Below are 13474 nucleotides of genomic sequence, written 5' to 3' on the forward strand. Positions count from 1 at the left end.
AACGCGAGAGAGCATGAGCGGAGGGGAACGAGAAGCCGAACGCGAACTCGAGAGCCAGCTCGAAGCCGCGGGGCTCCTCGTCGAAAGCCTCGAGCGGGAGATCGCAGGACTCCGGCACGAGCTGGCTCAGGCCACCGTGGCGCTGAAGGCAGCCCGGGCGGAGGTCACAGCGCGCGAGAGAGCACTGGAAGAAACCGGGCATGCACCGGAAGACGAGGTGCGCCGGATAAAGAGCGTCGCAGAGACACGCGAACGTGAGTTGCGCCGGACGTTCGCCAGGCGCCTCAGGGAAGCCGAAGAAGCCTTCGAGAAGAGGCTCGCCTCGCTCACCGAGCAGCGGGAAGCCGACAGGCGCGCCTTCCTGGACCGGCTGGAAGCCCAGCAGAAACGAAACCAGCACGAGATGGCCGTTCTCGAGGAAGAACTCGAAGGGATGCGCCTCAGACGTGAGACCGAGCTGCGCACCTACAACGAGCGGCTACGACAGCTGAAGGAGGAGAACCTCGCCCTCCGTCGCGCTCTGGAAGAAGCAAACCGTGAGGAGGCATACCGCAGAGGCTCCCACCTGGAAACGCAACCTCAGAAGGAGAAACGGGAAGAAGACTTCCCCGACGGTACGTCGAAGGTGCAAGGTCGAGACCTCGCAGAACGAGCGTCTCCCCCTCACAACTCCGCCGATCCCACGCATCGATTGCTGGCCGCGGTGGAACGATTCAACGCCAGCGACCACACGCTCACGGCCGCCGCGACGATAAAATCGTTCGGCCTGCCGGACGTCCTGGTCGAGCAGGAAAACCCCGATGGACCGGTATCGATCACGTTTTCGTGGGGAGAGCTGGGCTGGAGACGCTACATCTGTGAATCCCTCACGACCGACGAATCCAGGGTACGTCTCGCGGCAGAGGGCTCCGACCCCATCGAAATAATCCCCAACGCACGCCTGGATCTCGAGGGCAGGATCCTGCTCGGCGAGAGAGCCCGCTAGCGCTTCCCGAGGCGCCGTTCGGTACGTTTCACCTTCCGGTTGTAGATCTGAAGCTGCCAGCCCCGCCCCGCCCCGACGAAAGAAGCGGCCACGGAGATTGCGAACAATACGCCGCACAGCAAGAGGAACCCCGAATCCCGAAGCTGGACGAAAGGATCGTGCGCAGCAGCGAGGTTCAGAGCCGGCGAGACCACGAACAGCAGCACGGCCACCGCGACCCCGTGCAGCCGGGGGCGGTGCACGGCCTTGTACCCGGCCGCCATCCCTCCCCAGTACATCCCGACAGCCGCAGCAACGACCACCACCCCGTCCGCAAGGGCAGACGTACGAGCCAGGCTCTCGGGGACGAAGGCGGTGAATATGGGCGCCGCGATGCCGAAGACCAGAAGCAGCTCCACGATGAGCGCGATGGCGAGCCCGAACCCTACCGCCTTGAGACTTCTCATGCTTTCATTCTACCAACCCGGCGGGGTGGAGCTGACCTGCTACCCGAAGAGGAGATCCTCTCGCGTCTTTCCATCCCCGGTTTACCTGAAGGTGTCGAGTGGGAAGAGTTCGAGGGCTGGACAGCCGGCTTGGTCCGGGCCGGTCTTGAGGCCATCGCAAGGGCCACAGGCGAAGATCCCGAAGCGCTCCTTAAGGTAGCCACGGAAGAGGCCCGAAGGGAGGCGCTCAGCGCGAAGTACCAGGCGGAGCAGGTGGAGCGGGACCTCGAACGGATGAGCCGGGAGCGGCTCCTACCGGACGAGACGACGCTGGAGAAGATAACCCGCTACGAGGCGCATCTCTGCCGGCTTCTCTACAAGACCCTGCACGAACTCGAAGCGCTTCAGGCCAGAAGATCGGGCCAGGCTGCGCCGCTTGCGCGGCTGGACATAGACGGATTGCCAGAGGGCTAAACTGCCGAACGAACTCCCAAGATACGCTCTAGGTGCGTTCCGGGACGACGGAGAGGATCCTTCTCAGGTCCGGCGAGTAGGTCACGAGAGCCTTGCTCTGCCCCTCATCGTCCGTATACTCCACCAGCACGGCGGGGCGGGGATGCTCGAAGATCTCCACCACCACCCCCCTATCGCCGGCAGAGACGTCTATCTCGGGGATGCCTTGCGGGGCCCGTATCTCATCAAGCTCTCTGTACGCCGTAACGTTCGACATACCAGGATTTTAACCTACAGCTCCTCCCTCCGCCCCTCTCTCCGCCACTGCGTGGTCCTCACGTAGAGGGTGACCAGACGTGGAAAGTCCTCCCCCACCCTGTAGATCCACTTCGTCCTCACCGGAGCCTCCCTGCCCGAAGGACCGGATACGACCATATCAACATCGTACGTCACACCCCACTCGTCCCGGTGGCTGAAGACCGCCGGCCAGACCGCCAGCCCCTCCCTGATCGCCTCGCGCAGCTCCTCCCAGTTGCCCGCCCCCTCACTGTAACCCCAAACGCCAAACGGCCTCCTCTTGTCCCGATCCCTCAGAGCGTAGCGGATCTTACCCTCAGGCACGTAAGCTCGCTCGAAGTTGCGCAAAGCATCCGGATGTGGCTCTCCTCTCTCACCCATAGCCCACGCAGCATAGAGAAAAGAAAGAGTGGGCGTGGCCCCGCACGGTGCGCAGGCTGGCACAGGCGCTCGAAGTGGAGCCGAAAGAGTTGATGAAGGAGGAGTAGATGGAGCGCAGCAAACAGCGAGCCAATGGCGATGGGGACGTATTCCCACGCCGGAACAGGCAGGTCAGGATCACGAGCTGGAGGGGCGCGTACTTCGGGCCGGACGGCAAACGGCGCTACGTCTCCGGCAAGACGAAGACGGAGGCTCGCGAAGCACTCGCAAAAGCTTGGGCCGGCGCCTCAGGCGGCGTGGTCTTCGATGCCGGCAGGCTCACGGTGGCGGAGTACCTGGAGCGGTGGCTGGAAGACTCCCTGAAGCCACTCGTGGACGCCGGCAAGATGGCGCACAGCACCTACGTACGCTATGCCGGCATCGTAAAGAGGCACATCAACCCCGTGTTGGGCCGGAAGAAGCTCCGGGAGCTCTGTCGAGCCGAGGTCCGCGCACTCTATGCTGAGAAGGGAAAGAAGCTCTCTCCCCCGCTCCGTTGACTACATACACGTCACCCTGCAGAAAGCCCTCACGCAGGCCGTGCGAGACGACCTGATCCCACGCAACGTGGCAGCCGGTGAAAGACCACGCAGCAGCCGCAGCCGGAAGGACGTAAGAGCGTTCTCCCCCGACCAGGTCCGCGCGCTCCTCGAAGCTGCACGCGGCGAGCGCAATGAGGCCCTCTACGTCGTAGCCGTCCATACGGGCCTCAGACAGGGCGAGTTGCTCGGGCTGAAGTGGTCGGACGTGGACCTCGACGGGCGCCGGCTGTCGATCCGCCGGGCGATCAAGGTCACAGAGGGTGGTCTGGATTTCGGCCCTCCGAAGAACAAGGCCAGCCGCCGGTCGGTACCCCTGAGCAAGAGTGCCGCCTCAGCGCTAAGGGCTCACAGATTGCGGCAAAACGAGGAGAGGCTGCGTCTCGGAGACCTCTGGGAAGATTACGATCTGGTCTTCCCCAATCGTGTCGGCAGGCCGCTGGACCACAACAACTTCTACTACCGGGAGTACAAGGTACTGCTGAAGAGGGCCGGCCTCCAGGAGAAGGGCTTCACCTTCCATAGTCTGCGCCACACCTTCGCCACCGCACTCCTCATGCGCGGCGAGCACCCGAAAGTCGTACAGTCGCTCCTCGGATACTCCTCCATCACACAGACCATGGACACCTACTCGCACCTGCTCGAAGGCGTCGGGGCCGGCGCGGTAGACGGCCTGGATGAAGCCTTCGGTTGAGCACAGGGCGATCTATTGCTGCCGCATTGCTGCCAATGACCTCTGGTGGATCCACCAGAGGCCATCCCAGATTCCGAGCATTCGGCTTATCTAAGGGGGATTGGAGAGGGTGACCGACGGGATTCGAACCCGCGACCTTCGGAGCCACAATCCGATGCTCTACCGACTGAGCTACGGCCACCACGTTCCCGGCAGATGATTCTACCAGCAAAACCCGGCAAAATCGCCAGGGGCGCGCCCGGCAGGATTCGAACCTGCGGCCGGCGGATTAGAAGTGCGAATAACCACATTCCAACCCGTCCTAGTGTGTCCGGGGATTCAGCTTATCTATGCGGTTTTTGACGGTTTGGCAGGAGCTCTTTGTCCGTCCCGTACCGCTCCGTGTCAGCTTGGTTGCGGTACGGTCGCGGTAAGTTTCGCCAGGGATCAAGGGGCAGGGGCTGAAAGCCTCTGGATGAGTTCGGCTGGAGTGACGACCTCGGCGCTGAAGGGTAGCTCGGCGTCGAGCAGGTGCCGATCCCAGGTGACGATGAAGTCTGCACCGGCGTCGTAGGCGAGGTCGGGTATCCACCGGTCTTCGGGATCGGGCACGCTGGGCCATTCCCAGCCTGGAGGCCGCCTGAGCTCGCCTTGCAGGCCCAGGTCCAGCGCCACCTCGAAGGCCCTGGCCGCGTTGAGGATCAAACCCTGCCGGTATCGGTTGCGGACGGTCCTCACCAACTCGACCAGGAAGGCGTCGGAGAGCGCCACCCTAATGTCCCCGGCGCCCACGGCGCGCAGGATCCGGTAGCTCGAAGCGCCCTCGTCGCCGATCAGGGCGGTTACGACCGCGTCCGTGTCGAGGACGACCAGCGGCCCGCTCAAAGGGGCTTATAGCCCTCGCGCCGGCGACGCTCTTCCCTGCGGTGCTCCCACTCCCGGATCTCCTCCGGGGTCGGCGCGGGCCTTCTCTCCTCTTTGAGGCCCAACCGCTCGCGCTCACGCCTGAGTTCTTCCCTCACCTCGTGCACGCCTTCCTGGGCGAGCCGCACTGCTTCGTCTTCAGGGAATTCGCCGGGGCGTTGGATCTCAGCCAGCCTCTCGACCGCGGTTCTAAGCTCCTTGACGGCCTCGGTGATCTCTTTGGCCGCGCGGGTCATCTCTTCGGTCTGTTTCTCTAACCGCTGTTCCATCTGAGGGCTCCTATCGTTCCGTCCAGATTGTCGCATGTTCTGCCCGATTACGTCGCCTTCCCCGAACTCGTCGCCCGCCTCCGCGCAAGCTCCCCCTCCGGGTCGTCAGTCTTACCCAGGTAGAGCTTCTTCTGCCTGCCGCCCTCGTGGTAGCGGAAGTACCAGTACGGTCCCTGTTCCTTGACCGTGCCGTCCTTGCGCACGTACCGGCGGACCTCCGCCTGGAGCGTCCCGTCCGCATGCGGGCGGTACTCCAGCACCCCGGAGCCCGCCGGCTTGCCATCTTTCCCGGAGGCATCGTCTCCGAGCTCCCGCAGCCGCAGCTCGAGCTCCTCTCGCAAGCGGGCGAGCCCCTCCCGGTCGAGGTCCTTCAAGCCCGCGATCATCCGGTCCAGGTCCACGCGCCTCCTCTCGCATGTGCGCGCACAGATATAGTACCATTGTGCGCTCTCTTCGGGAGATGGTCAGGGGGCGCCGGCCGTGTGCGCCGGCGCCCCGGCGGGAAGAGGGCGTGCGTCAGGGAGCCCCGGCCACGAAGGCGCGCAGGGCCGCCTTGTGGCGAGCCCTCGCCGCCTCGACCAGTAGGCCGTCGCGCGGGTAGAGCCCGCACACCCGCAGGTACAGGTCGTAGCTCTGGCGGATCGCCGCCTCGGTGACCGGCTCAGCCAACGGCTCCGCGACCGCCTCCGCCAACTCCTCGGCGCGCCGGGCGCGAAGCTCCGCCATGAAGGAGACCGCCCGACCGTGGCGCGAGGCGGCGATCACCGCCGCGAAGACGTGCTTGCACGCCTTGCACCGGTTTTGGAAGTCCGCGCAGGTGCAGGACTCCTCTTCGAGATCCACCGCGTAGAAGCGCGGGCAGCTGCACGAAGGCACCCGCCAGCGCCTGTCCTGCATGGGCCGGATATCCACTCCCCGCTCCCGGAAGAGAACGAGACCGCGCAGCGCCCGAGACGTCTGCCGCTCGTGTACACTTTGCTCACTCAAGGACCAAACCTCCTTGGGTCGCGCCCGGGGCGGGACCAGCGCCGCCGGGCTTCTTTACACTCCGCACTGATTGTGCGCGTACAGTAATAGTACGGCAACATGGTGTTTTCCCAACATTAATTTTGTTTGATTTGCAGGAAAATCTTCCAAGCTAGAAGAGAGACGGCGCCGGAAGATAGACAAAGCCGGGCACACCCGCCAGGCGAAGCGAAGACCAGGAAACAGGCACGGAAGGCCGAGGCCCGGCACACCAAACCGGAAGGCCAGCGGACAGAGCGCACCGGATGGCGAGTGATGAGCCAGGGCCAAGGGAGCCGCCGGCGGGCGGGAAGACGCACAAGGCCGACGCACCGGCGACCACCGCACGGGTGCGAGCAGCCAGGCGGGCACGCGGCGGACCGGAAAACGACGAGGCGCGCACCACCACGGCCGAGATGCAGCACGAGCGGACGGCGGCATCAACGCCAGGGGCACAGCCGACGCGGACGGAGCCGCCGGCGGAAAGCACAGCCGCCACCACGGGAGAGACAGGAAAGGGCGAGCCATGACGGGAGCCGCAGAAAGCTACCACCCCACCGAGAGGGAGTGCAGAAGAAGAGCCAGATGTGTCGCTGCCAGAGATCATGTTTTGCCTGCCTGGAGGCGGGAGGGACCGGGAGGGCGGGGATGTCAAGGGGTAGGGCACGGCCGGTATGGAGGCCCCTTGACACCCCTTTAAGGGCGGCTTAGCCGTCCCCGCCCTCCCGGTGTAGCCTTCCCTGGCGTAGGCAAAACCCGGAACCCGGTCAGATCATGCGTGGATCCTTCGATGTCGGCGGAACTTTCACTCTGCGTCCTCAATGTGATTCGGGGCGGTGTGCCGACCTCCGGGAGGCTCTCCGCCTTTACGGCGTTGCGCTTCTCGCGATGTTCGATGAGGGCCGGGGTCGGCGTAGAGAAGCGGAGCCGACTGCGGACCGTACCGATGAGGATCGCCTTCCACAAGCGGCGAGCTTTAGCTGGCCGCCCTGTCGGGGCGCGTTACCGGAGAATGTCTGTAGAGGGCCGGGGGCCGACCATCCGGGGCGGCCTGCGGCCCGTACCTCCGAGCCTCGCCCTGCGCCGTTCCGCCGGGAGAGCACAGCCCGGTTCCTGCCAGGTTGCCGCAGGCAACCCCGAAGGGGCGGCATAAAGCCGCCTGGGAGGTAGGTGTGCGAGCCTTCCCGTAGGCGTGGCGATGTCGCGATCCGATCTCATAATCCCGCTTTGACGGCAGCGAAAGCCACTGCATCGATGCCGATCTGCGTGCTCTACAACTTTCTTGTTCGCCCGTCACGATCGTATGGTGCGAGACGGGCGAACAGCCTCAGAGCGAAGAGGAAGTCGACGGTTATTGCCACTTGGGGAGGTTGAAGGTGGGCCAGCACCAGGCTGTCGAGTAAATTGGCAAGGCTGCCGAGGACAAAGCCAAGTGCCGTTCCGCCGACTCCCACTCCGTCCCTCCGGGTCACGCCTTCGATGGTGATGCGAATAGGGCCGAACTCGCGCCAACGCTCGTCAGGCTCCGGGCGCTCTTCCGGCTCGTGCCTCCGCCCGGCACCGGTTAGCGGCCACGAGATTCATGCTCTCCTGCTCTGCGGAGCCGGGTGGTCGGGAAGCCGGATGACCATCAGGCGAGCGTGGCGGAGTCTTCAGGCCATGCTCGTGGAGGCCATCAGGGTCCCTGCCCGGCCCTCTACTCCACCTCCAGGTAGGTAGAGAGCAGCGCGAAGAGGGCGAAGCCGCCGATGAAGGCCAGGGACGAAAGCGGGGACTCGGGGACCTCCTCGACCGCCTCAGGCACCAGTTCCTCGACCACCAGCGTACTGAGAACCCCGGCGGTGAAGGTGAGCAAGAGGAGCTTGTTGAGCTCGGACGCGTCGCGCATCAGCCAGTAGCCGAGCGTGGCGCCCAGGAAGATGGGCGCCGCGAAGGCCGCCGAGAGGAGCAGGCGCCGGCTGCGCGGGACGCCCCTTCTCCTGAAGTTGGCGACGGTGGCGAAGCCTTCCGGGATGTCCGAGGGCACCTGTCCCAAAGCCAGGAGCAGGCCGAGGCCCACGGCCACCGTCGAGCCGGTGCCGACCATGATCCCGTCGGAGAAGAGGTCAACCGAGACGCCGAAGAAGATCACCCACGGCCCAGCTCCGCCCTCGCCGCCGTAGCGGTCGTTGAGGCGCTGTATGGCCCAGTCCACGGCCACGTAGAAGACGCCGCCCAGGACGAAGGCCAGAACGATGGCCCAGGCCGGGTCGGCCTCCAGCGCCCGGGGCATGAGCTCCACGGCCACCACGGCGACCACCACGCCGGCGGCCGAGTAGAGGGCGAGGTTGAGCATCAGGCGCGAGACGGGCACGAACTCGGCGAGCGCCCCGCCCGCGAAGTTGCCGAGTGCGGGCAACGCGGCGAACGCGAGTACGACCAGGTACTCGTTCAAGGGGCTGCTCCCTCGGGCGGCCGCGCTCCGAACGGGGCGCCAACGGCGTCAGGCACGCCCCTCCAACTCGCGCATGTACTGCACTTGGTTGCGTTGCGCGTAGCGGATCTGGTCGGCGAACAGGATCAGGCGGGGGTCCCTGGCCCGCCTTATCAGGTCGTCGGACATGGTTATCGCGCCTTCGTGGTGGGAGATCATGACGGGGTAGAAGCTCCGCTCGAAGGCGGCCCCGCTCATCGTCTCCAGCTCGTCCACCCGCCCGGTCGGCGGCATGCCGGGCATGCGCTCGTGCTCCTCTTCGGTCGGCTCGGGCATCTCGCCGCCGTACCAGTTGCGCCACCAGCGGCGCATCGCGTCGAGTTCCCCCACGTGCTCGGCGTACATCAGGGTCCCCAGCACCCGCGCCTCCTTTTGTGGGGCTTTGTCCCGCAGCAGGCGGGAGAGGCGGACCCCCAGCTCGTGGTGGGCCGTCATCTGCCGCAGGAAGCTCCTGCCGACCTCGATCTCCTGCTCCCGGTCGAAGGGCCAGCGGGGCTCATGCCCCTTGCGGGCGAGGACCTCGAGCAATGCGAGGGCCGCGATCGAGCCTCCCATCGCCAGGAGGGTCAGGCGCGCCAGCCGATCCTCGTCCGGGGTCGTCTCTTCCCCTGCGATGCGCCGCCGTATCCGCAGAAAGAGCGGGTAAGCGACGCTCGACGCCAGGTGAACGGTCAAGCCCGTCCAGTAGGGGACCTGCATTTTGAGCAGCCGCTGGAGGATCGGGATGGCGACGAAGAACTCGAACGCGGAGGACGCCACCGCCCACGGGATGGCCCCGGCGAGCAGGGCTTTCCTCTGCTTCTCCTGGCCGAGGTGCCCGATGCCGAGTCCGAAGTACGCCGCCGCCCACGCAAGGTCCACGCTCTGGTGGGTGAGGATGCCCGGGAGGACCTGGGGCCAGCCGGGCTCGGAGACGATCGCCCGGTCGCGCAGGTTGATGCTCGCTATCTCCATCCAGTCGAGCGGCACGTCGCGCCCGATCCTGGGTCCTCCCAGGGAGATAAGGACCGTCGAGAACGTGCCGCTGGCCAGTCCCGTAAGGGCGCCCGCGCGCCACCTGCCGTCCGGATCATGTTTATCGAAGAAGTCGCTCAAAGAGCCCACGCGAATTCTTCTCCTTTCCCGTCGTAGAGTGGGGCGCGTCACGCCAGAGCAGCCACACGACCAGGAAAACACCAACCGTTATCGCCGCGTCGGGCAGGTTGAAGGTAGGCCAGCGCCAGCTCCCCAGGCCGACGTCCAGGTAGTCGGTGACGCGCCCGTCGCCGAGGCGGTCGAGCAGGTTGGCGAGGCCGCCGCCGAGGATCAGGCCGAGCGAGACACCGCCCGCGCGGCTGTCCCGCAGGGATCGAGCCAGGTAAAGCGCGAAGACGACGAGCGCGAGCGCGGAGAGCCAGGGCACGAGCGGGGAGCCACCGAGCAGGCCGAAGGCCACGCCCGGGTTCTCGCCGAGGGTCAGGCGGAAGAGGTCGCCGGCCAGGGGGACCGTCTCGCCGTAGTCCAAGCCGCGTTCGGCCCACCGGCGCGCGAGGTACGCGCCGAGGACGGTCAGGGCGGCGGCTGTCGAGGTTACGCCAATCTTCCTGCCGAACCGTCGGGTCATGATCCCCCCGAGTTTAGCGGGATTATCGTACGGTACTTGCCACCCGCGGATTGCTCCGGCGGCTCCCCGGCGCGCTCGACCGTGACGTGGTCGAGCCCGTTTCCGGCGAGGAGGTGCGTGATCTCGTCGTGCACCATCCGCCACACGCGCTCCGGGTCGGCACCGGCCGCGGGATGCAGGCGCACGCGCAGGCTCGCCGGTGCGGTCTGCACGATCTGGAACAGCTCGACCCCCGGGGTGCGATCGACCAGCGAGCCGAACGCCAAAGGCGGAATGGTGACCCGCTCGCCGCCGATAGGAAAGGCGAGCACGTCGGCGGCGCGGCCCTGCACGCGGATGGCGGGCAGCGTGTTACCGCACGAGCAGGGGTCGGGCCGCTGCAAGATACTGTCGCCGAGGTCGTAGCGGATGATGGGCTGCACCCGGTTGGCGAGGTTCGTGAGCAGGACCGTGTGCGAGTGCTTGCCCGGCGCGACGGGGCGGTGGTCGGCGTCGACCGGCTCCAAGACGAGCCAGTCGCTATTGACGTGCAGCCAGCCGTGCTCGCAGCGGTAGCTGATGAAGGGGCACTCGGTGGCGGCGTAGCTGTCGCGGACCTTGGCGTCGAACGCCCCGGCGATCCGGTCGTACTCGCGTGCCGGGAGCCCCTCGGCCGAGAGCACCACCAGCACCGGGTCGATGCGCAGGCGGCCGGCCTCCCGCTCGCCGGCCAAGAGCGCGGCCATGCTCGCGTACGAGGCGACTATGACCGGCCGAAACCGGTTGAGTTGAGCCACCATCTCCGGTAGGGGCATATCCACCGGGAAGACCTGGACCCGTTTGCCGCGTAGGCGGGTGGCGGCTACCGCGGAGGCGAAGTGGCCGCCCATGGCGTTCACCATGGCCATGCGCCCGCCGCCGGCGAGGATGCCGATGACGTCGCCGATCCCGAGCCAGGCGCTCAGCATGCGGAAGACGAGGGCGCTGGTCACGGCCATGCTCCGGTCGTCCAGCACGAAGATCCCGCGGTTCCCGGTGGTGCCCGAGGTGGTGAGCAACGTGTACCTGCCCAGGAACCGCTCCCCGATGAGGTCGGGGTTCTCAACGAACGCCCGCGCCTTCTCGATGGTCACCTCACGGTCGGTCGCCCAGTCGTCGAAGCGCGCCATCAGCGCCTTCTTTGAGGTAATCGGCAAGAGCGTGGGATCCTCGATCTTCTCCGGCAGGTCCCGGTAGAGCTTGCGGTAGTACGGCGAGTTGGCACACGCGAAGGCCACCATCCCGGCAAGCCGGGCGCGCTGCCGCCGCTCGATCGCAGCCGGGCCTTGCTTTCTGGCCCTGCGCGCGTCGCGCAGCAGCCACAGCGGATGTTCGCGCGTCCTGCCGGGTGCGGTTGCCGCGCCGGTTGCTTTCGATGGTGCGCCGGACATGCCATCGACCTCCTTCAGCCGACCCTCCGGGCGACGCGCAGGCCGTTGGCGATGGCGAGAAGCTCCGATGTCTCGTGGGCGAAGACGGCAGCGGCGATGCCGAGCAAGCCGAGTACCGCGCCGGGGATGAGGACGGCCAGAACCAGTATGGAGAAGACGATGTTCTGCAGGCTTATGCGCCGGCTGCGCCTGGCGAGCCTGAGAGCGTAGGCAGCCTTGCGTGGGTCGTCGCCCATGAGCGCCACGTCCGCCGCCTCTATGGCCGCGTCGGTACCTGCGGTGCCCATCGCCATCCCGACGGTCGCCGTGGCAAGGGCCGGCGCGTCGTTAATGCCATCCCCGACCATCGCCACGGGGCCGTGCTCCCGCTCCAGCTCCTTTACGGCTTCCACCTTGTCCTCGGGCTTCAGGTCGGCGCGCACCTCGTCGATGCCCAGCTCCCGGGCGATGGCTCTGGCGGTGCGCAGGTTGTCCCCGGTGAGCATCGCTACCTCGTAGCCCATCTCGTGCAACTCTTCGATGGCGCGTTTCGCCTCCGGACGCGGCTCGTCACGGATGGCGAGGAGCCCCTCCACACGCTCTCCGGTCCCGACCAGGACCACCGTCTTGCCTTCCTCCTGAAGGTGCTCGATCTCTTCTAGCGTACCGTCGAGGGAAACCCCGAGATCGCGGAACAGGGCGGGGCTGCCCACGTAGACGGTCCGGCCGTCGACCTCGGCCCTGGCACCGGCACCGGTGAGGGACCGGAAATCCCTGACCTCCGCAGGATGTATGCCCTCCGAGCGGGCACGCTCGACGATCGCCCGGGCCAGCGGGTGCTCGCTCAGGTGCTCGACGCCGGCTGCGACTCTCAGCATGCCGTCGGCCGAACCGTTGCCCGCGACGACATCGGTCACCACGGGCTTGCCGCGGGTGAGGGTTCCGGTCTTGTCGAAGGTGACGACCCTGACCTTCGCCAGGTTCTCCAGGTGGATGCCGCCCTTTATGAGCACGCCCTCGCGCCCGGCGCGGCCTATCGCCGCGGCAACCGCCACGGGGGTGGACATGACCAGGGCGCACGGAGCGGCGGCGACGAGCAGCACCACCGCGCGGTAGGCCCAGGTGTCGAAGGAGCCGCCGAAGAGCGGCGGGACGACCAGGAGCAAGAGCGCTCCCAAAAGGACGGCGGGGCTGTAGCGGCTACCGAAGCGGTCGATCCAGCGCTGCGCGCCGGACTTGACGCCCTGCGCCTCCTCGACCAGGTGGATGATCTTCTGCAACGAGTTCGACTCGAAGTTCGTCGTCGCGCGCACCTTCAGGGAGCCTGTGGCGTTTATGGTCCCGGCGAAGACCTTCTCCCCCTCGCCCTTCTCCACCGGCACCGACTCGCCCGTCACCGCCGACTCGTCCAGGCTGCTTGCGCCCTCCAGGATCTCACCGTCCGTTGGGATGCGCTCGCCGGGCCTGACCAGGAAGAGGTCGCCGACCGCAAGCTCCTCCGCCGGGACCGTCTCCTCGCGCCCATCCTTGAGGAGCGTCGCCGTCTCGGGGGCGAGGTCCAGGAGCGCCCGGATGGCGGTGCGGGTCCGGGCGTAGGTGTACTCTTCGGTCGCCTCGGCGCCGGCGTAGAGGAAGACCAGGAAGGCGGCCTCGAACCACGCGCCCAGGATCACCGCGCCCACGGTCGCGAACGCCATGAGGACCTCGATGCCGACCTCGCGCTCCTCTACGAGTTCCTCAAGACCCTCGCGCGCCCAGTAGTAAGCGCCGATCAGGATGACGAGGACGAAGACGGAGATCGGTACGTAGTCCGGAAAGCCCGTGAAGCGCTCGATCAGCCACCCGATCAGCAACAGCGCGCCCGCGATGAGGGCGTTGCGCATCGGCGGGAAGAGATACCACGGCCCCTCAAAGCCCTCGACCTCTTCGTCCTCGTCTCTCTCTTCGGTCTCTACATCCTCGCGCTCGCGAAGTCGTTCTTTGGCCACGTTTTGCTCCTTTCGTTCTTTGGCCACGTTTT

Annotated in this window: 16 protein-coding genes and 1 tRNA gene; 4 read left to right on the forward strand and 13 right to left on the reverse strand. The window is 66.5% G+C overall.

Translation table 11 applies throughout. From position 1 onward, the window contains the following. The first annotated feature begins 13 nt into the window (after window positions 1-13). The gene (locus tag AC6EKW_RS04440; protein WP_498513794.1) at window positions 14-985 is read left to right on the forward strand and encodes a hypothetical protein; all 972 of its coding nucleotides are present in this window, start codon (window positions 14-16) and stop codon (window positions 983-985) included. On the opposite strand, the gene AC6EKW_RS04445 is transcribed toward AC6EKW_RS04440, so the two are convergent. Beyond that, window positions 982-1431, reverse strand: a complete 450-nt coding sequence (locus AC6EKW_RS04445) for a hypothetical protein (RefSeq protein ID WP_273887483.1) — start codon at window positions 1429-1431, stop codon at window positions 982-984. The two genes, AC6EKW_RS04440 and AC6EKW_RS04445, sit on opposite strands and share 4 nt — an antisense overlap. Window positions 1432-1560: 129 nt before the next feature. Here AC6EKW_RS04445 and AC6EKW_RS04450 point away from each other — a divergent pair, with 129 nt between their 5' ends. Beyond that, window positions 1561-1884, forward strand: a complete 324-nt coding sequence (locus AC6EKW_RS04450; RefSeq protein ID WP_273887482.1) for a hypothetical protein — start codon at window positions 1561-1563, stop codon at window positions 1882-1884. A gap of 28 nt (window positions 1885-1912) precedes the next feature. Here AC6EKW_RS04450 and AC6EKW_RS04455 read toward each other — a convergent pair whose 3' ends face one another. Both AC6EKW_RS04455 and AC6EKW_RS04460 read right to left on the reverse strand, forming a co-directional pair. Beyond that, the gene (locus tag AC6EKW_RS04455) at window positions 1913-2140 is read right to left on the reverse strand and encodes a DUF4926 domain-containing protein (RefSeq protein ID WP_273887481.1); all 228 of its coding nucleotides are present in this window, start codon (window positions 2138-2140) and stop codon (window positions 1913-1915) included. Between the two features lie 14 nt (window positions 2141-2154). After that, entirely contained in the window at window positions 2155-2541 is a 387-nt protein-coding gene (locus AC6EKW_RS04460) for a DUF6883 domain-containing protein (protein ID WP_273887480.1), read from the reverse strand. Between the two features lie 107 nt (window positions 2542-2648). On the opposite strand from AC6EKW_RS04460, the gene AC6EKW_RS04465 reads away from it, so the two are divergent. Next, on the forward strand, window positions 2649-3080 hold the full coding sequence (locus AC6EKW_RS04465; RefSeq protein ID WP_498513795.1) for a tyrosine-type recombinase/integrase: 432 nt from the start codon (window positions 2649-2651) through the stop codon (window positions 3078-3080). Then, window positions 3040-3813, forward strand: coding sequence for a tyrosine-type recombinase/integrase (locus tag AC6EKW_RS04470; RefSeq protein WP_498513796.1), 774 nt, complete (start codon window positions 3040-3042; stop codon window positions 3811-3813). The genes AC6EKW_RS04465 and AC6EKW_RS04470 overlap by 41 nt, the downstream gene beginning before the upstream one ends. 108 nt (window positions 3814-3921) lie before the next feature. On the opposite strand, the gene AC6EKW_RS04475 is transcribed toward AC6EKW_RS04470, so the two are convergent. From AC6EKW_RS04475 to AC6EKW_RS04520, 10 genes are all read right to left on the reverse strand, one after another. Beyond that, window positions 3922-3994, reverse strand: a tRNA-His gene (locus tag AC6EKW_RS04475). 245 nt (window positions 3995-4239) lie between these two features. After that, the gene (locus tag AC6EKW_RS04480; protein ID WP_143527109.1) at window positions 4240-4677 is read right to left on the reverse strand and encodes a putative toxin-antitoxin system toxin component, PIN family; all 438 of its coding nucleotides are present in this window, start codon (window positions 4675-4677) and stop codon (window positions 4240-4242) included. After that, the gene (locus tag AC6EKW_RS04485) at window positions 4674-4985 is read right to left on the reverse strand and encodes a hypothetical protein (protein WP_132689247.1); all 312 of its coding nucleotides are present in this window, start codon (window positions 4983-4985) and stop codon (window positions 4674-4676) included. Before AC6EKW_RS04485 ends, AC6EKW_RS04480 begins: the two co-directional genes overlap by 4 nt. 47 nt (window positions 4986-5032) lie before the next feature. Further along, window positions 5033-5386 carry a DUF6788 family protein gene (locus AC6EKW_RS04490; RefSeq protein ID WP_143527110.1) on the reverse strand — a complete coding sequence of 118 codons (354 nt, stop codon included), beginning with the start codon at window positions 5384-5386 and terminating at the stop codon, window positions 5033-5035. A 115-nt stretch (window positions 5387-5501) separates the two neighbouring features. Next, window positions 5502-5972 (reverse strand): hypothetical protein, encoded by a 471-nt coding sequence (locus tag AC6EKW_RS04495; protein ID WP_132689242.1) that lies wholly within the window; start codon window positions 5970-5972, stop codon window positions 5502-5504. 1714 nt (window positions 5973-7686) lie between these two features. Next, entirely contained in the window at window positions 7687-8424 is a 738-nt protein-coding gene (locus tag AC6EKW_RS04500) for a ZIP family metal transporter (RefSeq protein WP_132689233.1), read from the reverse strand. Window positions 8425-8472: 48 nt separating this feature from the next. After that, on the reverse strand, window positions 8473-9567 hold the full coding sequence (locus AC6EKW_RS04505) for a DUF305 domain-containing protein (protein ID WP_132689231.1): 1095 nt from the start codon (window positions 9565-9567) through the stop codon (window positions 8473-8475). Continuing rightward, window positions 9539-10066, reverse strand: a complete 528-nt coding sequence (gene lspA, locus AC6EKW_RS04510; RefSeq protein WP_132689228.1) for a signal peptidase II — start codon at window positions 10064-10066, stop codon at window positions 9539-9541. The genes AC6EKW_RS04505 and lspA overlap by 29 nt, the downstream gene beginning before the upstream one ends. Further along, window positions 10063-11475, reverse strand: coding sequence for a phenylacetate--CoA ligase family protein (locus tag AC6EKW_RS04515; protein ID WP_273845084.1), 1413 nt, complete (start codon window positions 11473-11475; stop codon window positions 10063-10065). Before AC6EKW_RS04515 ends, lspA begins: the two co-directional genes overlap by 4 nt. Before the next feature lie 14 nt (window positions 11476-11489). Beyond that, the gene (locus AC6EKW_RS04520; RefSeq protein ID WP_498513797.1) at window positions 11490-13469 is read right to left on the reverse strand and encodes a heavy metal translocating P-type ATPase; all 1980 of its coding nucleotides are present in this window, start codon (window positions 13467-13469) and stop codon (window positions 11490-11492) included. Window positions 13470-13474 lie beyond the last annotated feature (5 nt).

The organism is Rubrobacter sp. M3-4, from assembly GCF_059772285.1.